General features: G+C 71.4%; 19 protein-coding genes. 12 read left to right on the top strand and 7 right to left on the bottom strand.

The window, feature by feature from the left end:
* Positions 1–231: 231 nt before the first annotated feature.
* Both hrpA and AB0M59_RS41670 read left to right on the top strand, forming a co-directional pair.
* A complete protein-coding gene (gene hrpA, locus AB0M59_RS41665; protein WP_364626916.1) occupies positions 232–4125 on the top strand; it encodes an ATP-dependent RNA helicase HrpA in 3894 nt (1297 codons plus the stop codon).
* Positions 4126–4227: 102 nt separating this feature from the next.
* Complete coding sequence (locus AB0M59_RS41670; protein ID WP_364626918.1) at positions 4228–5994, top strand: sialidase family protein; 1767 nt, start codon at positions 4228–4230, stop codon at positions 5992–5994.
* Positions 5995–6186: 192 nt separating this feature from the next.
* Here AB0M59_RS41670 and AB0M59_RS41675 read toward each other — a convergent pair whose 3' ends face one another.
* A complete protein-coding gene (locus tag AB0M59_RS41675) occupies positions 6187–7875 on the bottom strand; it encodes a bifunctional 3'-5' exonuclease/DNA polymerase (RefSeq protein WP_364626919.1) in 1689 nt (562 codons plus the stop codon).
* Positions 7876–8029: 154 nt separating this feature from the next.
* Between AB0M59_RS41675 and AB0M59_RS41680 the strand changes: the two genes are divergently transcribed.
* Positions 8030–9664: an acyl-CoA synthetase gene (locus tag AB0M59_RS41680; protein ID WP_364626921.1), complete on the top strand. Its 1635-nt coding sequence runs from the start codon at positions 8030–8032 to the stop codon at positions 9662–9664.
* 56 nt (positions 9665–9720) lie between these two features.
* Here AB0M59_RS41680 and AB0M59_RS41685 read toward each other — a convergent pair whose 3' ends face one another.
* On the bottom strand, positions 9721–10011 hold the full coding sequence (locus tag AB0M59_RS41685; RefSeq protein WP_364626922.1) for a nuclear transport factor 2 family protein: 291 nt from the start codon (positions 10009–10011) through the stop codon (positions 9721–9723).
* Between the two features lie 75 nt (positions 10012–10086).
* Here AB0M59_RS41685 and AB0M59_RS41690 point away from each other — a divergent pair, with 75 nt between their 5' ends.
* On the top strand, positions 10087–13026 hold the full coding sequence (locus tag AB0M59_RS41690) for a LuxR C-terminal-related transcriptional regulator (RefSeq protein WP_364626924.1): 2940 nt from the start codon (positions 10087–10089) through the stop codon (positions 13024–13026).
* A gap of 1 nt (position 13027) precedes the next feature.
* Here the strand turns inward: AB0M59_RS41690 and AB0M59_RS41695 are convergent, their stop codons facing one another.
* Positions 13028–13954 (bottom strand): hypothetical protein, encoded by a 927-nt coding sequence (locus tag AB0M59_RS41695; protein WP_364626926.1) that lies wholly within the window; start codon positions 13952–13954, stop codon positions 13028–13030.
* A gap of 365 nt (positions 13955–14319) precedes the next feature.
* On the opposite strand from AB0M59_RS41695, the gene AB0M59_RS41700 reads away from it, so the two are divergent.
* The 5 genes from AB0M59_RS41700 to AB0M59_RS41720 are packed head-to-tail and all read left to right on the top strand — an operon-like array spanning position 14320 to position 18092.
* Positions 14320–15072: an SDR family oxidoreductase gene (locus AB0M59_RS41700; RefSeq protein ID WP_364626928.1), complete on the top strand. Its 753-nt coding sequence runs from the start codon at positions 14320–14322 to the stop codon at positions 15070–15072.
* Entirely contained in the window at positions 15069–16124 is a 1056-nt protein-coding gene (locus tag AB0M59_RS41705; protein WP_364626929.1) for a phosphotransferase family protein, read from the top strand. The genes AB0M59_RS41700 and AB0M59_RS41705 overlap by 4 nt, the downstream gene beginning before the upstream one ends.
* Positions 16125–16781 carry a histidine phosphatase family protein gene (locus AB0M59_RS41710; protein WP_364626930.1) on the top strand — a complete coding sequence of 219 codons (657 nt, stop codon included), beginning with the start codon at positions 16125–16127 and terminating at the stop codon, positions 16779–16781. It begins immediately after the preceding gene.
* A gap of 10 nt (positions 16782–16791) precedes the next feature.
* Positions 16792–17709 carry an SMP-30/gluconolactonase/LRE family protein gene (locus tag AB0M59_RS41715; protein WP_364626932.1) on the top strand — a complete coding sequence of 306 codons (918 nt, stop codon included), beginning with the start codon at positions 16792–16794 and terminating at the stop codon, positions 17707–17709.
* Positions 17709–18092, top strand: coding sequence for a VOC family protein (locus AB0M59_RS41720; protein ID WP_364626934.1), 384 nt, complete (start codon positions 17709–17711; stop codon positions 18090–18092). Before AB0M59_RS41715 ends, AB0M59_RS41720 begins: the two co-directional genes overlap by 1 nt.
* Positions 18093–18276: 184 nt before the next feature.
* Here the strand turns inward: AB0M59_RS41720 and AB0M59_RS41725 are convergent, their stop codons facing one another.
* Genes AB0M59_RS41725 through AB0M59_RS41740 form a run of 4 tightly spaced genes read right to left on the bottom strand, consistent with a single transcriptional unit; the run spans position 18277 to position 22046 of the window.
* A complete protein-coding gene (locus tag AB0M59_RS41725) occupies positions 18277–19104 on the bottom strand; it encodes an enoyl-CoA hydratase family protein (RefSeq protein ID WP_364626936.1) in 828 nt (275 codons plus the stop codon).
* On the bottom strand, positions 19101–19793 hold the full coding sequence (locus AB0M59_RS41730; RefSeq protein WP_364626937.1) for an SDR family oxidoreductase: 693 nt from the start codon (positions 19791–19793) through the stop codon (positions 19101–19103). Before AB0M59_RS41730 ends, AB0M59_RS41725 begins: the two co-directional genes overlap by 4 nt.
* Positions 19790–21301: a benzoate-CoA ligase family protein gene (locus AB0M59_RS41735; protein ID WP_364626939.1), complete on the bottom strand. Its 1512-nt coding sequence runs from the start codon at positions 21299–21301 to the stop codon at positions 19790–19792. The genes AB0M59_RS41730 and AB0M59_RS41735 overlap by 4 nt, the downstream gene beginning before the upstream one ends.
* Positions 21294–22046: a creatininase family protein gene (locus AB0M59_RS41740; protein ID WP_364626941.1), complete on the bottom strand. Its 753-nt coding sequence runs from the start codon at positions 22044–22046 to the stop codon at positions 21294–21296. The genes AB0M59_RS41735 and AB0M59_RS41740 overlap by 8 nt, the downstream gene beginning before the upstream one ends.
* Positions 22047–22093: 47 nt before the next feature.
* Between AB0M59_RS41740 and AB0M59_RS41745 the strand changes: the two genes are divergently transcribed.
* Genes AB0M59_RS41745 through AB0M59_RS41755 form a run of 3 tightly spaced genes read left to right on the top strand, consistent with a single transcriptional unit; the run spans position 22094 to position 24890 of the window.
* Positions 22094–22909, top strand: coding sequence for a PaaX family transcriptional regulator C-terminal domain-containing protein (locus tag AB0M59_RS41745; protein ID WP_364626943.1), 816 nt, complete (start codon positions 22094–22096; stop codon positions 22907–22909).
* The gene (locus tag AB0M59_RS41750; protein ID WP_364626944.1) at positions 22906–23700 is read left to right on the top strand and encodes a tryptophan 2,3-dioxygenase family protein; all 795 of its coding nucleotides are present in this window, start codon (positions 22906–22908) and stop codon (positions 23698–23700) included. The genes AB0M59_RS41745 and AB0M59_RS41750 overlap by 4 nt, the downstream gene beginning before the upstream one ends.
* Positions 23697–24890 carry a kynureninase gene (locus AB0M59_RS41755; protein ID WP_364626946.1) on the top strand — a complete coding sequence of 398 codons (1194 nt, stop codon included), beginning with the start codon at positions 23697–23699 and terminating at the stop codon, positions 24888–24890. Before AB0M59_RS41750 ends, AB0M59_RS41755 begins: the two co-directional genes overlap by 4 nt.
* Positions 24891–24992: the final 102 nt, after the last annotated feature.

A 24992-nucleotide genomic window follows, 5' to 3' on the forward strand; every position in this document is an offset into this window, starting at 1 on the left:
CCGCAGCAGCCCGGCCAGCAGGGCTGACGCCGGACCCGAGCGCCCCAATGTGGCCTTGGTTGCGTTGAACGCACCCAAGGCGGCCTTCGGTGCGTTGAACGCACCCAAGGCGGCCTTCGGTGCGTTGAACGCACCGAAGGCCACATTGGGGCGCTCCTGGCGTGCGCCGGGTCACGCGACGGGGATATTGAGAGGCCGGGCTCGTCACGCACGGCTATCCTCGGTCCAAGCATGTCCACGTCATCCCCCTTCGAAGCGCTGCGTGCGCGCCTGCCCGAGCTGATGCCGCGCGACGAGCACCGGCTGCGCCGGCGGCTCGACGGTGCCCGCAAGGCTCGCGACCGCGACGCCGCCCTCGCGCAGATCTCCGCCGACATCGACAAGGCCGAGCTGCGCATCGCGTCGCGCCGCGAAAGCGTGCCCAAGATCGAGTACCCCGAAGAGCTGCCGGTCAGCAAGCTCAAGGACGAGATCGGCGCGGCGATCGACAAGCACCAGGTCGTGATCGTCGCGGGGGAGACCGGCTCCGGCAAGACCACCCAGCTGCCGAAGATCTGCCTCGAGCTCGGCCGCGGCATCCGCGGCCAGATCGGCCACACGCAGCCGCGGCGGCTGGCCGCCCGCACGGTCGCCGACCGGATCGCGAGCGAGCTGAAGACCGAGCTCGGCGACACCGTCGGCTACAAGGTGCGATTCACCGACCAGTCGGGGCAGGACACGCTGGTCAAGCTGATGACCGACGGCATCCTGCTGGCCGAGATCCAGACCGACCGCTCGCTGCGCCAGTACGACACGCTGATCATCGACGAGGCCCACGAGCGCAGCCTCAACATCGACTTCATCCTCGGCTACCTCAAGCAGCTGCTGCCGCGCCGTCCCGACCTCAAGGTCATCATCACCTCGGCGACGATCGACCCCGAGCGGTTCTCGAAGCACTTCGACGACGCGCCGATCGTCGAGGTCTCCGGCCGGACGTACCCGGTCGAGACGCGCTACCGGCCGCTGGTCGACCCGGACGACCCCGACAGCGACGACGAGCGCGACCAGACGCAGGGCATCCTCGACGCCGTCGAGGAGCTGTGCGCCGAGGGCCCGGGCGACGTCCTGGTGTTCCTCTCCGGCGAGCGCGAGATCCGCGACACCGCGGACGTGCTCAACCGCGCGGACCTCCGCAACACCGAGGTCCTCCCGCTGTACGCGCGGCTGTCGGCGGCCGACCAGCACCGCGTCTTCCAACGGCACACCGGGCGCCGGGTGGTGCTCGCGACCAACGTCGCCGAGACGTCGCTGACCGTGCCGGGCATCAAGTACGTCGTCGACCCGGGCACCGCGCGCATCTCCCGCTACAGCCACCGCACCAAGGTGCAGCGGCTGCCGATCGAACCGGTGTCGCAGGCGTCGGCGAACCAGCGCAAGGGCCGCTGCGGCCGGACGTCCGACGGCATCTGCATCCGGCTCTACTCCGAAGAGGACTTCGAGGCGCGGCCGGAGTTCACCGACCCGGAGATCCTGCGGACCAACCTCGCGTCGGTCATCCTGCAGATGACGTCGCTGGGGCTGGGCGACATCGCCGCGTTCCCGTTCGTCGAGCCGCCGGACCGCCGTCAGGTCGCCGACGGCGTCGGGCTGCTGCAGGAACTGGGCGCGTTCGACAGCGCCGCCACCAGCTCGTCGGACCGGCGGCTCACCGACATCGGCCGCAAGCTCGCGCAGCTGCCCGTCGACCCGCGGATGGGCCGGATGGTGCTGGAGGCCGCGAAGAACGGCTGCGTCCGCGAGGTCATGATCATCGCGGCGGCACTGTCCATCCAGGACCCGCGCGAGCGGCCGGCGGAGAAGCAGCAGGCGGCCGACCAGCAGCACGCGCGGTTCGCCGACCCGACGTCGGACTTCCTCGCCTACCTCAACCTCTGGGAGTACGTCGCCGAGCAGCAGAAGGCGTTGTCCGGCAACCAGTTCCGCCGCATGTGCCGCACCGAGTACCTGAACTACCTGCGCCTGCGCGAGTGGCAGGACATCTTCAGCCAGCTCCGGCAGCTGGCGAAACCGCTCGGCATCTCCTTGAACACGAACACGGCCCCGGTCGACCCTCAGCGCGTGCACACGTCGCTGATCGCCGGGCTGCTCTCGCACATCGGGCTCAAGGACCCGGCCAAGGGCGACTACCTGGGCGCTCGTGGCGCCCGCTTCGGGATCTTCCCCGGGTCGGCGCTGTTCAAGAAGCAGCCGCGGCTCGTGATGTCGGCCGAGCTGGTCGAGACGTCGCGGCTGTGGGCGCGGGTGAACGCCCGGATCGAGCCCGAATGGGTCGAGCCGCTGGCGGGGCACGTCGTCAAGCGCAATTACTCCGAGCCGCACTGGGAACGCAAGCAGGGCGCGGTGATGGCGACCGAACGCGTGACGCTCTACGGCGTCCCGCTGGTCGCCGACCGCCGCGTCAACTACGGCCGGATCGATCCCGAGATGTCACGGGCGTTGTTCATCCGGAACGCGTTGGTCGAAGGCGACTGGCAGACCCGGCACCACTTCTTCGCCGAGAACCGGGCGCTGCTGGAAGAGGTCGAGGACCTCGAGAACCGGGCGCGGCGCCGCGACATCCTGGTCGACGACCAGACGCTGTACGAGTTCTACGACGCCCGCGTCCCGGCGGACGTCGTCTCGGTGCGCCACTTCGACACCTGGTGGAAGAAGACGCGCCACGAGCAGCCGGACCTGCTTTCGTTCGAGAAGTCCATGCTCATCAACGAGACCGCGGGCGGCGTCCGCGAGGGCGACTACCCCGACTCGTGGACGCAGGGCACGCAGGTCTTCAAGCTGACCTACCAGTTCGAGCCGGGCGCGGACGCGGACGGCGTCACCGTGCACATTCCGCTGCCGGTGCTGAACCAGGTGACGCCGGACGGGTTCGACTGGCAGGTGCCTGGCCTGCGCTCGGAGCTGGTGACGCAGCTGATCAAGTCGCTGCCGAAGGCATTGCGGCGCAACTTCGTCCCGGCGCCGGACACGGCCCGGGATGTCCTTTCGCGAGTGTCCCCTTCGGACGGTCCGCTGCTGGAAGTGCTCGGGCGCGAGCTGCGTGCGCTGCGCGGGGTGACGGTGCCGTACGCGAACTGGGACCTTTCGTCGGTGCCGGGGCACCTCAAGATGACGTTCCGGGTGGTCGACGAGCGCGGCAAGCGCGTCGCCGAAGGCAAGGACGTCGAGGAGCTGCAACGGAAGCTGGCGCCGAAGGTCCGCGAGACGATTTCGAAGGCGGCCAACACCCTCGAGAAGGCCGGGCTGACCAAGCCTTCGTTCGGCTCGCTGCCGCCGGTGTTCGAGTCGACGCAGCGCGGCCACGACGTCAAGGCGTATCCGGCTCTGGTGGACGAGGGCGCGTCGGTGGCGGTGCGGCTGCTCGACACGCCGGGCCAGCAGCGGCACGCGATGTGGGCGGGCACGCGGCGGATGCTGCGGCTGAACCTGAGCTCGCCGATGAAGTTCATCACGCGGTCGCTGTCGAACTCGTCGAAGCTGGTGCTGAACCGGAATCCGCACGGCAGCGTCGCGGCGCTGCTCGAGGATTGCGTCGACTGCGCGGTGGACGCGCTGATGGCGGCCGGCGGCGGCCCGGTGTTCGACGAGACCGGCTTCAAGGTGCTGCTGGAGAAGGTCCGCGCGGGCCTGCACCCGACGGTGCTGGACGTGCTGAGGGACGTCGAGAAGATCCTCCGCGCGGCGAACGACGTCGAGGTGCAGCTGCCTTCGTCGCGAGGCCCGGCGGAGTCCCTGGCGGACATCCGCGCCCAGCTCTCCGGTCTGATCTACCCGGGTTTCGTGACGGCGACGGGTGCTTCGCGGCTGCGTCACGTGGTCCGGTACCTGCAGGGGATTTCCCGACGACTGGAGAAGCTGGTTTCCGAGCCGACGCGCGACCTGCAGCGGACGGCGGACATCGCGTGGATCACCGGCGAGTACGCCGACGCGCTGGCTTCGCTGCCGCCGGGCACGTCGTCGCCGGCGTTGGACGAGGTGCGGTGGATGATCGAGGAACTGCGGGTTTCGTTCTTCGCCCAGACGTTGGGGACGGCGCACCCGGTGTCGCTGAAACGGATCACGAAGGCCATCGACGACGCTCTGGCGTGAGGCTCGCCGGGTATGTCCGGCTCCGAACTTCCGTCGGTTGACCGCGCGCGGACGGGCGTCAAGCCTGGGACGGCTGAAGACCTCCTGGGAAAGGATCTTCCGATGTCCTCGGGTGTTTCGTCCGCCAAGCGCAGAATCTTCGCCACGCTCACCGCGCTCGTCCTGCCGCTCGCCGTCGTCCTCGCGCCGGCCGCGCACGCTGCCGGCGGTGGGTCGCCGCTGCCGGTGGATCCGCTTCACAGCAAGCACAAGATCGCGGCGGAGGCTCGGCACGACGTGCCGAACCCGCTGCTGAAGGAGCAGTTTGCCGAAGGCGAAGAGGAGGGCGGCGACGATCCGGCGCTGTCCGCGCTCTGCCAGACCTACATCGGCAAGCCGAACCCCTACCGGCCGCTCGCCCCCAACAACGACGTCATCGCGGGCGACACGATCGTGCCCACCGGCAGCCAGACCGGCTGCAGCACCGCCCAGAACGAGACGACCATCGCCGTCAACCCCGAGAACCCGCGCAACATCGTCGCCGGTTCGAACGACTACCGGCTCTACAACACCCGCGAAGCCCGCAACGACTCCGGCGGCTTCGCGTACACGTCGTTCGACGGCGGCCGGACCTGGGCGAACGTCCAGCTGCCGCACCTCGACTTCCCGACCGGGGCGCCGGCTCCGCTGTCCTACATGGACGCCGCGGGTGACCCGGCGGTCGCCTTCGGGCCGCACAACACCGTCTACTACGCCACGCTCCTGTTCAGCCGGGCGGAGGTCCCCGAGGACCAGCAGCTCGCCAGCGGCATCGCCGTGTCGGTGTCCCACGACGGCGGGCGCAGCTTCGGCGACCCGGCGATCCTGCACCTCGACGGCGTCACGCCGGCCGGCACGCCGACCCCCACGAACATCTTCAACGACAAGGAGTGGATCGCCGCCGACCCCGTGTCCGGCGACGTCTACGTGACCTGGACGCAGTTCACCTACGACGCCGGCGGCGCGTTCACCGAGTCGCCGATCGTGCTGTCGAAGTCGGCCGACTTCGGCCGGACGTGGTCGCCGATGCGCCGGGTTTCGCCGTCCCTGTCCGGTTTCCACGGCGGGATCACGCCGTACGGCAGCGGCTCGAACCCGGTCGTCACCCGCGACAAGACGCTCCAGATCGCCTACGAGACGTCGGTGTGCGCGACCGCGGCGTGCGACCAGCCGGCCGATCACGACGCCGTCGTCGTCGCGACCTCGCGGGACGGCGGACGGACGTTCCGGCACACGGAGGTGGCGCTCGACTTCGACTTCCCGGTCGACGAAGACGTCGCCAACAACGCGCTGACCGGGGAGAACTTCCGCGTCAACAGCTTCCCGCAGCTGACCTACGACCGCGTGACCGATCACCTGTGGGTGACTTGGGCCGACGACCGCAACGGCGTCTACCGCGACGGCGAGTCGGTCAAGACGAACGGCGACGCGTTCCTGAGCGGGTCCGACGGACGCCACGGCTGGTCGAAGCCCGTGAAGATCGGCACGGGCGCCGACGAGGTGTTCCCGGCCGTCGCGGCGCTGGCCGGACGTGTCGCGGTCACCTTCTACACCCGCGCCTACGACCCGCACGGCATCGGCCTGGACTACGCCTACGCCACCGGCTGGGGCGACCGCCTGGCCCCGATCCGCCGGATCACGACGCAGACCGCGAATCCGCAGGTGCAGTTCGTCGGAACCGGTGCGGTGACCGGCAAGGAACTGCAGGGCGTGTTCATCGGCGACTACACCGCGGCGGCGGTCGGCACCGACTTCCGGCTGCACCCGTGCTGGACGGACTTCCGCGGCAACCCGGGCAAGACCCTGCCGAACCAGGACGTCGGCACGCAGACGCTGGCGATGTTCCCCTAGGATCCGGCCGTGCCGGTCACTCCCGCCGGGTGACCGGCACGGCTTGCCCGGAGGGTCGGCTCGCGTGATCGAACACGGGACTCGCGTGATCGAAGACGTATCTCGCGTGATTGAGCACGTGACTCGCGTGATTGAACGCGTAACTCGCGTGATTGGCGGGGCATCTCGCGTGATTGGCGGGGCATCACGGCGTTACTTCGCGTCGGCGTAGGTGTCGACCGGGGCGATGTGCAGCGGGAAGCGGACCGGGCAGGCCGGGCCGAACAGCATTCTCGCCGCCTCCGCGATCGAGTCCGTGATCGCCGACGACACCTCCTCCGCCAGCGAAGCCGGCGTGTGGACGATGACCTCGTCGTGCTGGAAGAACACCAGGTGCGCCGGGGAGGGGAGGCGCCGGCGCAGCGTTGCCAGCATCACCGCCGTCATGTCCGCCGCGCTGGCTTGGACGACGAAGTTGCGCGTGAACCGGCCCCAGCCGCGCGATGCCCGGCGCGCCTTCAGCTCGGCGGCCTCGTCGTCGGCCAGGCCGCCGGTCAACGCGCGCCAGGCAGCCGACGGCGCGGGGGACGTCCGGCCCAGCCGGGAGCGGACTCGTTCGCCGCGCTCGCCCGCCTGCGCGGCGTGCTCCACATAGGACACCGCGTCCGGGAAGCGCTGGCGCAGCAAGGCGAGTAGCGGTCCCGCTTCGCCGGACGTGCCGCCGTACATCGCCGAGAGCATCGCGATCTTCGCGCGCGCCCGGTCGTCGCGGTCGTCGTCGGCGGCCGGGACCCAGCGGGCACCCGAGAACAACGCCTCGCCCAGGCGCGCGTACAGGTCCGTCGCCGCCGCGACGTCGGCCAGCCGCCGGTCACCAGACAACGCCGTCAGCACCCGTGGTTCCAGCTGGGCCGCGTCGGCCACCACCAGCTTCCAGCCCGGATCCGCGCGCACGCAGGTGCGCAGCACCTTCGGGATCTGCAGCGCCCCGCCGCCGCGGCTGGCCCAGCGCCCGGACACCACCCCGCCGACGACGTAGTGCGGGCGGAACCGGCCATCGGCGACCCACTCCTCGAGCCAGGCCCAGCCGTTCGCCGCGTACAGCCGGGATAGCTCCTTGTACTCCAGCAACGGCGCGACGGCGGGATGATCGATCCCCTTCAACAGGTACTTCCGCGCCGCCGGCACCTCGATCCCGGCGCGGGCCAGCGCCTTGACCACGCTCGGCGGCGAGTCCGGGTTGACCGGCCGGCCGCCGAAAGCCTCGCTGATCTTCGCCGCCAGCTCCACCAGCACCTTCGGCCGCTCGCCGGCGCGCACCCGCGGGCCGAGCCGGGAAACCAGCAGCTCCTCGTGCAGGTCGGCGCGCCACGGCAGGCCGTCGGCCGACATCTCCACCGCGGCCAGCGCACTCGCCGACTCCGCGGCGAGCAGCAGCCGCATCCGGTCCGGGTGCTCGGCCGCGGCCACCCGCCGCTCCTGCTCCGCGAGCACGCGCCGGACCGCCGTGACGACCGTCACGCCCTCGGGCAGCGTCGGCACCCGGGTGTCGAACAGCGTCGGCTGCGCCAGCTCGACGGCCGTCGAGTCCGGTGGCGCTTCTTCACCGTTCGCCCTGGCCCAGGCCGCGCGCAGGCTCCGCGACTGTCCTTCTCGGCCTTCGTACGCCAGCAGCAGCCCTTCGGCCAGCGCGACGTCGTAGCAGCGCTCGACCCGCAGCCCGGCCGCCACGAGCACCGGGTACACCAGCTCCACCGACGGGAACACCCACCGCGGCCGCAGTGATGTCTCCAGCTCCCGGGCCAGCGCCGCGAAACCCGCGTCGTCCAGGCCGTTCGCCGTCGACGACGGTGACCGGACGGTGAAGCTCCCGTCCTCCTCCCGCCCGGCGATCACCTGCACGAAGACATCATGACGGGCACCACCGACAGAAAGCGGACCACGCCCACGTCTGGTGCGCTCGCGGCGTCGTTGGTTTACTGTCCAGTAGCTCCCATACCGCCGGTACGCCCGCCGTCGGCATGGGCTCGTTCCCCGCAGCAACGGAGGTGCCTGGATGAGCCTGGTCGAGCTCGCTACGCAAGTGGCGGACAAGGTGGCGGAGACGGCGCGCAGCGTGGACGTGATGCGGCGGGCCGGTCTCGTCCCCTTCCCCCGGCTCGACGAAGGGGTCCGGTCGCTGGTCGCGCTACGCAAGTTCGGCCCGTTCGCCGGCGCGAACCACATCTCCGCGCGCCGCGACCCGACCGCCGTCGGCATCATCGACGAGCTCGGCCCGCTGACCTACAAGCAGCTCGACGACCAGTCGAACGCGCTGGCCAGGGCCTGGTCCGAGCGCGGGATCAAGCCGGGCCAGGTCGTCGCCGCCCTGTGCCGCGACCACCGCGGCCTGGTGATCACGATGGCGGCGTCGGGCAAGCTCGGCGTCCGCCTGCTGCTCATGAACACCGGTTTCGCGAAGCCGCAGCTGGCCGACGTCGCGAAGCGCGAGGGTGTCACCGCGCTCGTGTACGACCAGGAGTTCACGAACCTGCTCGACGCGATCCCCGACGGCGTCGAGCGCTACCTGGCCTGGGTCGACCCGGACAGCGACCTGAGCGACCGGGACGTGCCGGTGCTGTCCGAGATCATCGCCAGCACCGACGACCGGCCGTGGCCCGCGCCCGCCAAGCCGGGTGGTTTCGTGCTGCTGACCAGCGGCACCACCGGCACGCCGAAGGGCGCGCCCCGGCCGCACACCTCGGCGCTGGCGTCGGCGCAGTTCCTCGACCGGATCCCGCTGCGGTCCAACGAGGCCACGTACATGGGCGCGCCGCTGTTCCACGGCACGGGCCTCTCGCAGTTCATCCTCTCCTTCGCGCTCGGCTCGAAGGTCGTGATGCGCCGCAAGTTCACGCCGGAGGAGGCGCTGCGCGGCGTCGCCGAGCACAAGTGCACCGCGCTCGTGCTGGTGCCGACCATGCTGCAGCGCATCGTCGACCTGCCGAAGGACGTCCTCGCGAAGTACGACACGTCGGCGCTGCGGATCATCTTCGTCGCGGGCTCGGCGCTGTCGCCGGACCTCGGCAACCGCGCGAACGAGGCGTTCGGCCCGGTCGTGCACAACCTCTACGGCTCGACCGAGGTCGCCGTGGCGACGGTCGCGACGCCGGAGGACTGGGCGAAGGCGCCGGGCACGGTCGGCCGCGCGCCGGTCGGGTGCAAGGTCGCGCTGTACGACGAAAAGGGCGGTCGCATCACCGAGCCCCACGTGACCGGCCGGGTGTTCGTCGGCAGCGGCCTCAGCTTCGGCGGCTACACCGACGGCCGCCACAAGGAGATCATCGACGGCCTCCTCTCCAGCGGCGACGTCGGCCACTTCGACGACGACGGCCTCCTGTTCATCGACGGCCGTGACGACGAGATGATCGTCTCCGGCGGCGAGAATGTGTTCCCGATCGAGGTGGAGAACCTCCTGGTCGAGCGGGAAGACGTCCTGGAAGCGGCGGTGATCGGCGTCGAGGACCCGGAGTTCGGCCAGCGGCTCAAGGCGTTCATCGTGCGAGCCGACGGCTCGGACCTCGACATCGACACGGTCCGCGACTACGTCAAGGCGAACCTGGCGCGCTACAAGGTGCCTCGCGACGTCGAGTTCCTGGACGAGCTGCCCCGCAACGCGACCGGGAAGGTGCTGCGGACCAAGCTGCAGTGACAACCGAGGCTTCGCCTCGGGCCGGGGGCTTCGCCACCCGGACCCCCGAAAAGCTGTCATGAGCCGCGCTGGACGTTGACAAGCTGCCAGCACCCGTCCTGGCACGCGGCGACAACGGTGCAGGCGGCACCGTCGCGCTGCCCGGTCGCGACACCGACGGCGGCGGTCACCTCCAGCCGGGTCCACCGGAACGCCGCTGTCGGCGCCCGGCCGGGCCAGTGATCGCGGTCGAGCACCAGCCCGTCGGGGCCGTCGCCGCGGAAGCCGGCGGCCAGGAAGGACGCGGTGGTGTCGCCGCGCGTCTCGGCGTCGCGCCAGCGGGCCAGCAGGTCTTCGAAGGTGTTCACGGATCGAAGGTCGCAGGCGGCGGGGGCGCGGACATCTGCCACCTGGCCGAGATTCGCTGGCAGACTGGCCGGGCGATGAGCGAGACGAAACTGGTGCCCGCGGGCACGGTCACGATCCTGTGCGCCGGCGACGAACCGCCGGCTGTTTTCGCGACGCCCGAAGCGGCGCTGGCGACTTTGACCAGCGGACCCGCCGCTCTCCACACCGGCGACGTGCTGCTCCGCGAAGACGGCACCCCCACCGGTCCCGCCGTCCGGCGCTGCCGGCACCTGCGCGAGCTGGCCGACGGCCGCACGCTCGTCTCCGCGCGCGCCGCCGCCGATCTGCCCGGCAAGCCGCTGCACGACCTCGGCGTCCACCGGCTGCCCGATCTCACCGTGCCCGAGCGGATCTTCCAGCTCGGCGGCAGCCCCGGCCCACTGCGCTCGCTCGACACGACCCCGAACAACCTCCCGGTGCAGCTGACCGGGTTCGTCGGCCGCGGAACCGAAGCCGCCGAACTCGGGCGGCGGCTTGCCGGGGGACGGCTCGTCACGCTGGCCGGGACCGGTGGCAGCGGCAAGACCCGGCTGGCCGCGCAGGTCGCCGCCGCCGGGGCCGGGCGATGGCCTGATGGGGTGTGGTGGGTCGAACTCGACACCGAGCCCGCCGAAGTCGCCGAGGTGGTCGCCGCGACGCTCGGGGTGCCCGTCGAGCCGCACGTCGGCGCCGTCCGGTCGGTGGTGACCCACCTGCGTGACCGGCGGGTGCTGCTCTGCCTCGACAACTGCGAGCAGGCCCTCGACGGCGTCGCGGACCTCGCTGTCGCGCTGCTCCGCTCCTGTCCCGAGGTCGCCGTGCTGACGACCAGCCGGGAACCGCTCGGCGCGCCCGGCGAAACGGTGTGGCGGGTGCCGCCGCTGGCCGTCGAGGAAGCCGTCGCCCTGTTCGTCGAACGGGCCGGCGCCGTCCGGCCGCTGTTCACTTTGGACAGTTCGAGCGCGGCCGCCGTCCGGTCGGTCTGCGCCCGCCTCGACGGCATCCCGCTGGCCGTCGAGCTCGCCGCCGCCTGGCTGGGAACCCTTACCCCGCACCAGATCGACGCGGGCCTCGACGACCGGTTCGCTCTGCTGACGCGTGGGCCGCGCGGGGTCCCGGCGCGCCGGCGGACCCTGGAGGCGTCGATCGAGTGGAGTCACGACCAGCTCGACGACGAGGACCGCGCCCTGTTCCGCCGGCTCTCCGTTTTCGCCGGCGGGTTCACCCTCGACGCCGTGGACGGCCCGGCCGCGCTCGGCCGGCTGGTCGACAAGTCTCTGGTGCTCGCCGAAGACGGCCGCTACCGCATGCTGGAGACGTTGCGCGAGTACGCGGCGGCCCGGCTGGCCGAGGCAGGCGAGACCGATGCCGTCCGCGACCGGCACCTCGACCACTTCCTCGCGCTCGCCGAAGCCGCCGAACCCGACCTCGACCGGGACAAAGACGCCTGGCGCACGCGGATGGAACCGGAGCGCGACAACCTGCGTGCGGCCTTGGAATGGGGGCTGGCACAGGAAGATCCGACACGGGGACGCCGGCTCGCCGCCGCCGTCGCGTGGCTGTGGAACCTGCGGGGCCGCGGCCACGAAGGCCTGGCGTACTTGAAGCGCGCGGTCGCCCGCAGCCCGGACGAGCGGTCGCCGTTGCAGGCCCGGCTGCTCACCGGCATGGGCCTGGTCGCGGACACGACGGCGCCGTTCGACGTCGAAGCCGCGCGGCAGGGACTGGAGATCGCCACCGAACTCGGCGAAGCGGGGTTGCGCGCGCGGTGTCTTTCGCTGACCGCACTCGGGCACCTCTACACGGACTTCGACGCCGCCTGGGACCTCGCCCTCGAAGCCGAGAAGGCCGCGGAAACCGACGGCTTCGCGCGCGACAGTGCCTTGATGCTGCGCGGAATCGTCCTGCACGCCCGCGACCGCCACGACGAAGCCGAGCCCTTGCTCGCCGAAGCGGCCGAAGGACTCCTTCGCCGGGGCGACCGCGGACTCGCGTCGACCGTCCTCAGCGCGCAGTCGGCGAGTGCGCTCGCGTCGGCGGACCTGCCGCGGGCGCGCGAACTCGCCGAGCGCGCCGTCGAGGTCGCCGCGCCGCTCGGGGACTTCCACCGCGTCAACACCACGCTGTGCCGGCTGGCGATGGTGCACTGCCTGGCCGGTGACGTCGACGCCGGGTTCCGCGTGATGGAACCGTTCCTGCGGCTCGTCGAGACCGCGGGCGACGTCTTCGTGCCCGGCATGGCCGGGGTGATGGGCGAGCTGCACCGGCGTCGCGGCGAGTTCGACGAGGCCGCGCGCTGGTTCGAGCGCGAAGCCGTTCCCGGGACGTACATGGCGTCGCAGGGGCTCGCCGAACGCGGAGCCGTGCTGCGCGCGCTGGGTCGGACCGAGGAGGCGGCGGAGGTGCTCGCCGCCGCCGTCGACCTGACCCGGCGCTGGGGCCTGCGCTCGGCGCTGGCCGACGCCCTGGACCAGCAGGGGTACCTGGCCGGGCCGGAGCGGGCCGCCGAGCTGCACCACGAGGCGCTGACGCTGCGACTCGACCACGGCCTGCGCCTGGGCGTCCTGGCGAGCCTGGACGCGCTGACCACGCTGCTGGCCCGCACCGGCCGCGAGGCCGACGCCGCCCGGGTGCTCGTCTCGGCTTCTCGCGCCCGCGATGACCTGGGCTTTCCGCGCCGCGCGGGGGAGCAGGCCGAGCTGGACGCGCTCGGGCTCGAGACCGGCGAGGAACCGATGAGCCTCGACGACGTCGTCGCGTTCGTCCGCCGGACGCGGGGCGCGCGCGGTCGCCCGACGAGCGGCTGGGGCAGCCTGACACCGACCGAGCTGGAGGTCGTGAAGCTCGCGGCAGGGGGCTCCACGAACCCGGAGATCGGGACTCGGCTGTTCATGAGCCGCGGCACGGTGAAGACGCACCTCGCGCACGTCTACGCCAAGCTGGGCATCGCGAACCGCACCGAGCTGGCCACCGTGGCGGCCGCCCACCGCGAGTGAGTCAGTCCCAGTCGATGCCGAAGACGCCGGGGCCGAAGTCGAGCGCCACCGCGTGGACGCCGTCGCCGCCGTCGAGCTTGAGGGGGCGCCGGGTGGGGCCGCCGGTGCCGCCGTTGCGCGCGTACTGCCAGCAGCGCTCGGGTGCCGTGCCCGGCGCGAACCGGACCTCCAGCAGGTACTCGCGGACCGGGCGCCGGAACTCGCGGTAGTAGGTGTTGCGGCACTCCGGGTACGGCGGCCCGCCGTTGGTCAGCGTGTACTCGATCAGGTGCGTCTCGCCGCGGTCGATCGGCTGGTCGAAGATCAGCTCGGCGACGATCAGGCCGTGGGCCTCGTCGACCTCGGCGCGGCCGACCCGGCAGTTGCGCACCGCGTGCAGCTCCGGCGCGCCGGCGGCCGGGTCGTCCTGGGTGTAGACGAGCAGCCAGCGGTCCTGGCCGTCCGCGCCCGCCTGGAACACCGCCCGCGCGGTCACCGCGCGCTGGCCGCCGTCCGCGGCGATCTCGCACAGGTCGTGCAGCCCGACCAGCTTCAGCGGGTGCTGACGCTCGAGCGCGTCCGGGGCGCCGACCTTGTCCAGCAGCGGCTGCAGCGTCTCGCGGGGGAACGTCAGGGGTTCGCCGCCCGCGTGACGCTTCCCGGCACCGCCGCGGGGCCGGGGCGGCGGCAGCAGCCCGAGCAGGGATCCGGCGGGGACGTCGAGGATTTCTTCCAGGGTGCGGACGGCCGAGAGCGAGCTCTGCCGCTCCGGCTGGCGCTTGCCGGACTGCCAATAACTGAGGGCGGTGACACTGACGACGACGCCTCGGACGCGCAGCCGCGCTTGGATCCGGTCGAGGGAGAGTCCACTGGTGGCGATGGCGGCGCGCAAGTGGGTGGCGAACGCGGTGCGCTCACCCTGCTGACCGCCCGCCGTGCTGCCCGCCATGGCCGACCCGCCCCGTAACGTCCCCCGACGATCCCCGACACGGTGCACGTTAGCAGGATCCGCCGCCCACTTCGCCGGGGTGGCCGGTGGCCGGGGACGCGCGTCCACTCGGGCGAACGGGCTAGTACTGGCAACTGTGAACCATTGCCCCGGCCTGGGCGGACGCGCTTGTATGACTTGCCCGCGCCGGTGGCTCCGCCTCCCCCTCACGGCCCATCCGGGTGCGGGCGACAGCCGTGGACAACGGCTCCGGCTCACCCGGCCGCGTTGTGCGACCGGTCGGGCGGCCGCGCGATGACCGGTGGCCCGGCGACGCCCCCAGCGCCGGGCCACCGGTCCTATTACTTCCGGGTAGCATCCCGGGCATGACGGTCCGGAAGAACATCCTGATCACCGGCGCGAGCAGCGGGTTGGGCGAGGGCATGGCCCGGCAGTTCGCCGCGAAGGGGCGGAACCTCGCCCTCTGCGCGCGACGCACCGATCGCCTGGAAAAGCTCGCTCGAGAGCTGACCGCGGCGCACCCGGGGATCAAGGTCGTGACCCGCAAGCTCGACGTCACCGACCACGACAGCGTCTTCACGGTCTTCGAGGAGTTCCGCGCCGAGCTGGGGTCACTCGACCGGGTGATCGTGAACGCCGGGCTCGGGAAGGGGCAGCCGGTCGGGAAGGGCCGCTTCGACGCCAACCGGCAGACCCTCGAGGTCAACTTCGTCGCGGCCGCCGCCCAGATCGAGGCCGCCGCCGGGATCTTCCGCGAGCAGGGCGCCGGGCACCTCGCCGTCGTCTCGTCGTTCAGCGCCATCCGCGGCCTGCCGGGCAACCTCACCGCGTACGCCGCTTCGAAGGCCGGGATCTCGGCGTTCGTCGACGGCACCCGGCTGGAGCTCGAGCGCAAGGGCATCACCGTCACCGACATCCGGCCGGGCTACATCGAGTCGGAGATGAACGACCGGATCGGCCGGAACCCGTTGCTGGCCAAGGCCGAGAGCGGCGCGCGGGCGCTGGCCAAGGCGGTCGAGGCCGAGCGGGCGCGGGCCTACGTCCCGGCGTGGCCGTGGGTGCCGCTGAGCCTCGCGATGCGCGTGGTGCCGGCCTGGGTGCTGCGGAGGTTCGCGTGACCACCATCGAGGTGCGTGCGGAAGACACCTTCGACGCGGCCGCAGTGCACGCCTGGCTGGCCGCGCGGATCGAGGGCCTCGGCGACGAGCCGCCGCACGTCCGGCAGTTCCCCGGCGGCGCGTCGAACCTGACGTACCTGCTGACCTACCCGGACCGCGAGCTGATCCTGCGTCGCCCGCCCGCGGGGCACAAAGCGGCGTCGGCGCACGACATGCGGCGCGAGTACCGGGTGCAGCACGCGCTGCGGCCGGTGTTCCCGTACGTCCCGCGGATGCTGGCGTTCGGCGACGACCCGGCCGTGCTCGGCGGCGACTTCTACGTCATGGAGAAGCTGGACGGCCTGATCCTGCGCGGTGATCTCCCCGAGGGCATGACGCTGACGCCGGAGCAGGCGCGAGCGCTGTCCGGCAAGGTCGTCGACCGGCTCGTGGACCTGCACGCCGTCGACGTCGAGAAGGCCGGGCTGGCCGACCTCGGCAAGGGCGCGGGGTACGTCGAGCGGCAGATCCGCGGCTGGTCGGACCGGTACGCCGCGGCGCGCACGGACAACGTCGGCGACTTCGCCGCAGTTCGCTCGTGGCTGGCTTCGAACCAGCCTGACGAGGTCAAGATCTGCCTGATCCACAACGACTACCGGCTCGACAACCTGGTCCTCGACGGCCCGGACACGCTGAACATCGCCGGCGTCCTCGACTGGGAGATGGCCACGCTCGGCGACCCGCTGATGGAGCTGGGCAGCATGCTCGCCTACTGGGTCCAGGCCGATGACGACGACGTCATGAAGGCGAGCCGCCGCCAGCCGACGCACCTGCCCGGGATGTTCACGCGCGAAGAGTTCGTCGCGCGCTACGCCGAACAGACCGGGCTGGCGATCGGCGACTGGCGGTTCTACGAGGTCTACGGTCTGTTCCGGCTCGCCGCGGTGCTGCAGCAGCTGTACCGGCGCTACCACGACGGCGCCACCCGCAACCCGGCGTTCAAGGACTTCTGGCAGTTCGTCGGGTACCTGGACTGGCGCTGCCGGGAGATCATCGCGAAGGGGAGTGTCTGAGTGGGCGCGATCTACCTGGTCCGGCACGGGCAGGCGTCGTTCGGGGCCGAGGACTACGACGCGCTGTCCCCGCGCGGCTTCGAACAGTCCACTGTGGTCGGTGCGGAGCTGCTGCGGCGCAACGTCTCCTTCAGCCAGGTCCGTTCGGGAACGCTCGCGCGGCAGCGGGACACCGCGGCGACGGCGCTGAAGGTCCTCGGCTCCGACGTCCCGGTCGTCGAGGACCCGCGCTGGAACGAGTACGACCACGTCGACATCGCGCTGCACCACGCCGGAGGCGCGCCGCAGGAGGATTCCCGCGCGTATCAAGGGTTGCTGGACGCGGCGCTGACGGCGTGGACGTCGGCCGGCTCCGACGGGCCGTGCGCCGAGACGTGGCCCGCGTTCCTCGCGCGTTGCCGGGACGCGCTTTCGGATCTGGTGGCGTCGCTGGGCAAGGGCGAGCACGCGGTCGTGTTCACCTCCGGCGGCGTGATCGCCACGGTCTGCGGTCTGCTGATGGGCGCCCCCGAAGCCGGGCTGCTCAAGCTCAACCGCGTCACGGTCAACGGCGGGATCACGAAGCTGGTGTCCGGCCGCGGCGGCGTCACGATGCTGTCCTTCAACGAGCACCCGCACTTCGAGGCCGACGCGGCTTCGCTGCTCACCTACCGGTAGGAGACGTTCGATGCGGTTCGGCGAGGTCACGCTCATCCCGGTGAACGGGCACGGCCCGGAAGACGTCGTGGTCGACGGCGAAGGCCGGATCTACGCCGGTGTCGACGACGGGCGCATCCTGCGGCTGTCGCCCGACGGCCGGCGCATCGACGTCATCGCCGACACGGGCGGGCGGCCGCTCGGGCTGGAACTGTACGGCGACGACGAGCTGCTGATCTGCGACGCACGGGCGGGGCTGCTCGTGATGCCGCTGTCGGGTGGCTCGCCTTCGGTGCTGGCGACGTCGGCGCTGGGCCTGGACTTCGTGTTCTGCAACAACGCAGCGGTCGCTGCCGATGGCACGGTCTACTTCACGGACTCGTCACGCCGGTTCGGCATCGACAACTGGCGCGACGACCTGATCGAACAGACCGCGGGCGGCCGGCTCTTGCGGCGTTCGCCGGACGGCTCGATCGACCTGGTGCTGGACGGCCTGCAGTTCGCGAACGGCGTGGCGCTGGCGCCGGACGAGTCGTTCGTGGCGGTGGCGGAGACGGGCGCGTTCAGCGTGTCCCGCGTCCGGCTCTCGGACGGCCACCGGGACGTGCTGGTCGAGGACCTGTGGGGCTTCCCGGACAACATTTCGACGGGCTCGGACGGGCTGATCTGGATCACGCAGGCGTCCCCTCGCGTGCCGGCGCTGGATGTGGTGCGCCGGATGCCGGCGTTCCTGCGGGCGGGGGTCCGGCGGCTGCCGACGTCGTTGCAGCCGAGCCCGGGGCGCGAGGTCGGGGTTTTGGGCGTCGCGGCGGACGGCAAGGTGGAGCGAGAGCTGCGGGGCGAGGTTCCCGGGTTCCACATGCTGGTGGGTGTGCGCGAGTGGCAGGGGAAGCTGTACTTCGGGTCGCTGGAGGAAGACGCGATCGCGGTGACGCCTACCATCGGGTGATGCTGACCAACCTCCGGTTCGAATCGCGTCTCCCCACCCAGGACCTCGACCGCGCCCGCCGCTGGTACAGCGAAAAGCTGGGCCTCGAGCCGTCCGAAGAGCGCGAAGGCGGCTTGCGCTACGAAGGCGAGTCGGGCGTCTTCTGCCTGTACGCCTCGGCGGGCGCGTCCGACGGGTCGTTCACCCAGGCGGGGTTCTACGTCGACGACCTCGAAGCGACCGTCGCCGGTCTGAAGGAACGCGGCGTCGTCTTCGAGGAGTACGGGGACGGCGGCATCGTCGAGATCCAGGGCAACTACCCGAGCAAGGGCAGCGGCGAGCGCGCGGCCTGGTTCCGCGACAGCGAAGGCAACCTCATCGGCCTCGCCCAGATCGTGCCCTAGCGGCCGGTCCAGCGGGGTTCCCGCCCGGCGGCGAGTGCGAACGTCTTGAATGAGTCATTCAGGTCTTCGGAGGTCTTGAATGACTCATTCAAGACCTTTGGTCCGGGCTACCGAGCCGGGCCCGGGCTCGGCGAGCGCCCTCGCTCCAGCGGCCCGAACGTCGACGAACTTGCCGCGCGCGACACTAGCGGCCGGTCCAGCGGGGTTCCCGCCCGGCCGACCAGGCCGCGTAGAACTCCTTGTGGTCTTTCGCCGTCATCAGCAGCGCCTGGGTCATCGCTTCCAGCTCGATCGCGCTGCCCAGGTCCATGTCCAGCTCGCGGGTCAGCAGCACCTTCGTCGTCGCGTACGCCAGCGCCGGGCCGTCCGCCAGGCGCCGGGCCAACGCGGACGCCGTCGAAGCCAGCGAATCGTCCGGCACCACCTGGGTGGCCAACCCGATCTCCGAAGCTCGCGCGGCGGACACCTTGTCACCCAGGATCAGCAGCTCGGTCGCCCGGCCCAGGCCCACCAACCGCGGCAAGAGATACGCCGAGCCCATATCGGCCCCCGCCAGGCCCACCTTCGTGAACAGGAACGCGAACTTCGCCGACTCGGCCAGCAGCCGGAAGTCGCTGGCCAGCGCGATCACCGAACCCGCGCCCGCCGCGACGCCGTTGACCGCCGCGATCACCGGCAGCGGGCACTCGCGCAGCGCCTTCACCACCGCGCCCGTCATGCGCGTGAACTCCAGCAGCTCCGCCGTCTCGAACTTCTGCAGCTCGCCGATGATCTCCTCGACGTCGCCACCCGAGCAGAAGCCGCGGCCCTGCCCGGTGATCACCAGCACCCGCACGTCTTCGTGCTGCGGCAGCTCGACCACGAGGTCCCGCAGATCGGCGTAGACGTCGAACGTCAGCGCGTTCAGCTTCTCCGGCCGGGTGAACGTCACGGTCGCCACGCCGTCGGAGACGGTGAACTCGAAGTGTTCCCACTCCTTCGTCAGCGGTGCGGTCGCGCGGAACGGGCTCATGACTGGATTCCTCCGCCGTCGAGTACGAGGGTCTGGCCGTTGATCGCGGCGGCTTCGGGCGCCGCCAGGAAGGCGACGGCGAACGCCACCTCCGCAGGTTCCAGCAGCCGGCCGAGCGGGGACGCCGCCGCCAGCGCGGACTCGGCGTCGTCGACCGAACGTCCCGTCCGCTCCTGGATCCGCGCCACCGAGGTCGCCGTCATGTCGGTGCGGACGAACGCCGGGCAGACCGCGTTCGCCGTGACGCCGGTGCCGGCCAGCTCCGCCGCGACCGCCCGCATCAGCCCGGCCGCCGCGTGCTTCGACGCCGTGTACCCGGCCGTGTAACGGTAGCCGACGTGCGACGCCGTCGACGCCACCGTGACGATCCGGCCGCGATCACGCTCGCGCATTCCGGGCAGCACCGCGCGGGTGCACAGGAACGCGCCCGTCGCGTTGACCTCGATCTGCAACTGCCAATCGGCGAGCGAAGTCCGCGAAAGCGGGGCGCTGGAGGAGATCCCGGCGTTGTTCACCAGCACGTCCACCGGTCCCGCCGCCGCGAAGTAGGCCGCGACGGCGTCCTCGTCGGTGACGTCGCATTCGGCGCGGCCCGGCGCGAGCACCTCGTCGCCCGCGGACCGGAACCGGGAGGCGATCGCGGCACCGATGCCGCGGGTACCGCCGGTGACCACGACCAGGCGGCTCACGACCGGCCCGCCAGCGCGCGCCGGTCGAGCTTTCCGTTGGCGGTCCGGGGAAGTTCCGTCATGAACACCACTTCGCGGGGGTACTTGTGTTTGGCCAGCCGGGCTTTCACGTGGTCCTTCAGGTCGTCGGCAGTCACCGTAGCTCGCACCACGACGTATGCGCGCGGCACGACCAGGCCGTCGACCTCCTGGCCGACCACCGCGCAGTCCACCACCGAAGGGTGCCCGAGCAGGCAGTCCTCGATCTCGCCGGGCGCGACAAACACCCCGCCGACCTTCAGCAGCGCGTCCGCGCGTCCGTGGTGGCGGAAGTACCCGTCCACCCGGCTGAAGAGGTCGCCGGACGTCAGCGTGTCGCCGTCGAACGTCTTCGCGGACTTCTCCAGATCGCCGAAGTACTCCAGCGCGATCGTCGGCCCGGTGACCCGCAGCGGCCCGATTTCCCCGTCCGGCAACGGGTTCCCCAGCTCGTCGACGACCTGCGCGTGGTAGCCCGGCACCTCGGTCCCGAGCGTGCCGGCCCGCGCGGAGCCGGGGCGGTTCGACAGGTAGATGTGGTAGGCCTCGGACGACCCGATCCCGTCGACCACCGGCACCCTGAAGGCCGCGTCCCACTTCCGGTGCAGCTCCGGAGGCAGCGCCTCGCCGGCGGACGTCGTCATCCGCAGGCAGCTCAGGTCCTGCTCGGCCGCGGCCGGGTGCGCGACCATCGCGCTCATCATCGTCGGCACGTTCACCAGCACCGTCGGGCGGTGACGCGCGATCAGCTCGAACATCAGGTCCGCCGTGCTGCGCTCGGGAAACGCGATCCCGGCCGCGCCGGCGCCGAACGGGAACAGCGCCACCAGGTCTCGTGCGTAGCCGAAGAACAGCTTGGGCACGGCGAGCACGCGGTCGTCCTCCCGCAGCCCGAGCACCTGGACGGCGTACCGCTCGAAGCTCTCTTTCGCACTGCGCAAGGGATGTACGCACGCTTTGGGCGCGCCGGTGCTGCCGGTGGTGAACTTCCAGATCCCGACGTCGTCCACCGTGGTCGGGGCGGCTTCGAGGGTGTCCGGCGCCGCGTCGACGAGCGTCCGAAATGGACGTTCGTCGGGCCGCAGCTCGTCTTCGGGCACGCCGGTGACCAAGAGCCCAGTAGCACCCGCTTCGCGGAGAGCGGGCAGGGTGACGGCGTCGGCGATCACCGCGACGGCCTCGGTGTAGCCGAGGTAGTACGCGTAGTCCTTGGGCTGCAGGAACGGGTAGACCTCGGCCGTGACGGCGCCGATCTTCTGCGCGCCGTACCAGGTCGCGACGAACTCGTCGCCGTCGCTCAGCGCCAGCAGCACGCGCTGTCCTCTTCGGACGCCGGCGTCGCGCAGCACGTTGCCGACCCGGTTGGCCAGCCGCGCCAGCTCCGAATAGCTCACCGAACGATCGCCGACCAGTAGGGCGGTCCGGTCACCCCGGCCCGAAGCCACGTGCCGGTCGAGGAAGTGCGTGGCGAGGTTGAACGGCTCACTCACGGGCCAGCTCCAGGATCGCTTCCACCAGCAGGTCGGTCAGGGTCGAGAACGTCTCTTCCCCTTCGGACGCGGTCGCCTCGGCCGGCGAACCGCAGTACGCCTCGGTCATCCCCATCTCGCGGAAGCCGCCATCGGAAGGGGCCGAAGCCAAGCTCACCGGCACGTGCGGCAACGTCCGCATCAACGGCTGGTCGACCAGCTCCGGCCGGTCGGCGAGCACGAGGGACGTCTCGTAGCGGCCCGCGTGGCACTCGCCGGAGCGGAACTCGTCGGTCAGCCGCTGCGCGTGCCGCCGCCGGACGAGGTCGAGCAGCGCGACGCGGCCGTCGTAGGCGAAGTTCAACGTCTCCGCCGCGCGCCTCAGCGTGACCAGGTGCGCGGGCTCGAAGTGGTTGTTGACCAGCAGGATCCGCCGCAGTCGCTGGCCGATCAGCGCCGCGCCGATGTCGACGAGCAGCGAGTGCAGTGTCTCCTCGCCGATGTGGACACCGCCGGCGAACCCGGCCGCGAACCGCGTCACGCCGTAAGGGACCTCGGGCAGGACCAGGACGTGCAGTTCGGAATCGGCCGCCAGCCGGTCGGCCGCGCGCTCGCACATCCCGCGCGAGATCAGCGGGTCGGTGCCCAGCGGCGCGTGCGGCCCGTGCGGCTCGATCGCGCCCAGCGGGAGCAGCAGGACCGGGGTGCGGTCGCCGTCCGCCAAGGCCGCGACCTGCCGCGAGCTGAGATCCGCGAAGTACGTCACGCAAATCAAGCTACACCGCAGCGGCCTGAGGTGTATAGAGTTGCGCCATGCCCGGAGACGCCTTCGACGCCAGCCCCCAGGAGCTGGTCGTGACGTTGCTGGGCAGCTACGTGCACCCGCGGGAAACCCGCCGGGTGTGGTCGGGCGGCCTGGTCGCGGCGCTCGCCGAGCTGGGCTTCTCCGACGGCGCGGCCCGGATCGCGCTCACCCGCGTGGTGCGCCGCGGCCTGCTCCAGCGCCACCGCGAGGGCCGCACCGTGCACTACTCGCTGACGCGCCGCACCATCGCTTTGCTCGCCGACGGCGACCACCGGATCTTCTCCCTCGGCCGCCGCGAGCGCGCCGCCGGCGAGTGGACCGTGCTGTGGCAGAGCATCCCGGAGAGCCGCCGTCAAGCCCGGGAACGCCTGGTGCGGCGGCTGCGGTTCCTCGGGTTCGGGCCCTACCAGGACGGCACCTGGATCGCCCCGCACGACCGCGAGGCCGAGGTCGTCGCCCTGCTCGGCGAGCTGGACGTCACCGAGCACGCCGGGCTGCTGCTCGGCCGGCCCTCGGCCGCGCTCGACGTCCGCCGCTTCGCCGGCCGGGCCTGGGACCTCGACGACCTCGCCGCGCGCTACACGGCGTTCGTCGGGCAGTTCGGCGGGTACGCGGGGAAGAACACCCCGGACGCCGAAGCCTTCGCCGTCCGCACGCGCCTGGTGCACACGTTCCGGGCGTTCCCGTCGCTCGACCCCGAACTGCCCGCCGACCTGGTGCCCGCACCGGATCACCGGGCGGCCGCGGTCGAGTTGTTCCACGATCTGTACACCGCGCTCGCGAAACCCGCGCAGCGCCACTTCGACGAGGTGACCCAAGGATGACCGAACCCAGCCAGGCGACCCAGGAAGCTTTGAGCTACACGTCCTACCTGGCGCTGGACGAGGTGCTGGGCGCCCAGCGCACCCGGTCCGACGAGCACGACGAGCTGCTGTTCATCGTGATCCACCAGGTGTACGAGCTGTGGTTCAAGCAGATCCTCCACGAGGCGGAGTTCCTCCAGCGCAACCTCGAAAAGGGGAACACCGCGCACTCGATCCGGGTCCTGCGGCGGATCCTGACGATCCTGAAGGTCGCCGTCGCGCAGATCGACGTGCTGGAAACCATGACGCCCAGCCAGTTCACGAGCTTCCGCACCCGTTTGGACGCTTCGAGCGGCTTCCAGTCGGCCCAGTTCCGCGAGCTGGAAGCCGTGCTGGGGCGGCGTGACGAGCGCGTGTTCGCGCACTACCCCGAAGGCGGCGAGCAGCGGAAAGGCATCGCCGAAGCGATGGCGCGGCCGTCGTTGTTCGACTCTTTTCTCGCGTACCTCAAGGTTTCTGGCTATGCGGTCGAGTGTGACCGAGACGTCACTCGACCGGTGGAGCCCTCTTCCGCCCTGCAGGCGATATTGCTGGACGTGTACAGCGACGACGGCGGACCGTCGGTCGTCGCGGAATGTCTGGTGGATCTCGACGAAGGGATGCAGGAGTGGCGCTACCGGCACGTGAAGATGGTCGAACGCACCATCGGCGACAAGACCGGGACGGGGGGATCGTCCGGCGCGACCTACCTGCGTACCACGCTCTTCCAGCCGATGTTCCCGGATCTCTGGGCCGTACGGAGCCGACTGTGACCACTTTGGACGACCTGCGCGGTGACCACAACGCGCTCGCCCCGCACTACTCCCGGTTCGCGGTCGCGGAACGGCTGCTGCTGTCCGCGCATTCGCACCAGGCGTGGCCGGACGTCGCGGAGGAGGGACTGCGGGAGTCCTTCGCGGACGCCGCTCGCGACGTCGACGAGAAGTGGGAGCGCGCGTTCGCGAAGGCCGACGAGCTGCGTGCGGGGTTCCGCCTGCTGCTCGGCGACCCGCACGGCGAGTACGCGCTCGGCGCGAGCACGCACGACCTGGTGCTGCGGTTCCTGTCGGCGATGGGGCTGCCGCGAAGACCGCGCCTGGTCACCACCGACGGCGAGTTCCACACCCTGCGCCGCCAGCTCGCCCGCATCGAGGAGGAGGGCGTCGAGGTCGTGCGGGTGCCCTTGGAACCGGTGACGACGCTCGCCGAGCGCGTCGCCGCCGAAGTCGACGACAACACCGCCGCGGTGCTCGTCTCGGCCGTGCTGTTCGAGACGTCGCGGCTGGTCCCGGGGCTCGCGCACCTGGCCGACTCGTGCCGCGACCGGTCGATCGAGCTCGTCGTCGACGCCTACCACGCGCTCGGCGTCGTGCCGTTCCCGCTGCACGACCTCGGGCTCACCAACGCCTGGGTGCTGGGCGGCGGCTACAAGTACCTGCAGCTCGGCGAGGGCAACTGCTTCCTGCGGCTGCCGGCGCACGCCCAGGAGCTGCGGCCGGTGATCACCGGCTGGTACGCCGAGTTCGGCGCGCTCGCCGACGCGCGCCACCCCGGCGCGGTGCCCTACGCGACCGGCGGCGATCGGTTCGCCGGCGCCACCTACGACCCGGCCAGCCACTACCGCGGCGTCCGGGTCCAGCGGTTCTTCGCCGAGCAGGGCCTCACACCGGAGTTCCTGCGCGAGGTCTCGCAGCACCAGGTCGGGTTGCTCACGTCGGTGTTCGACTCGCTCGGCTTGCCCGAGGACGTCGTGACGCGGGATCGCGAGACGCCGCTGGACCGGCTCGGCGGGTTCCTCTCGCTGCGCTGCGCCGACGCGGGCGGGCTGCAGGCGGCACTGGCCGCCCAGGGCGTCAAGACCGACAGCCGGGGGCAGTACCTGCGCTTCGGCCCGGCGCCGTACCTCTCCGACACCCAGCTCGAGACGGCGATGAACGCGCTCGGCAAGGTGGTCCGCGGCTGATCTCCGTGCTACCCGTCCGTATCGCGGGACCTCCACTGGTCCGGTGATCGGCGGGGATCTAGGTTGGTGCCCGGAAGGCACCAGGGCGGACGACCTCCGCCC

Origin of the sequence: Amycolatopsis sp. NPDC051371 (assembly GCF_040682155.1) — a bacterium.
In the GTDB taxonomy this organism is placed as follows: domain Bacteria; phylum Actinomycetota; class Actinomycetes; order Mycobacteriales; family Pseudonocardiaceae; genus Amycolatopsis.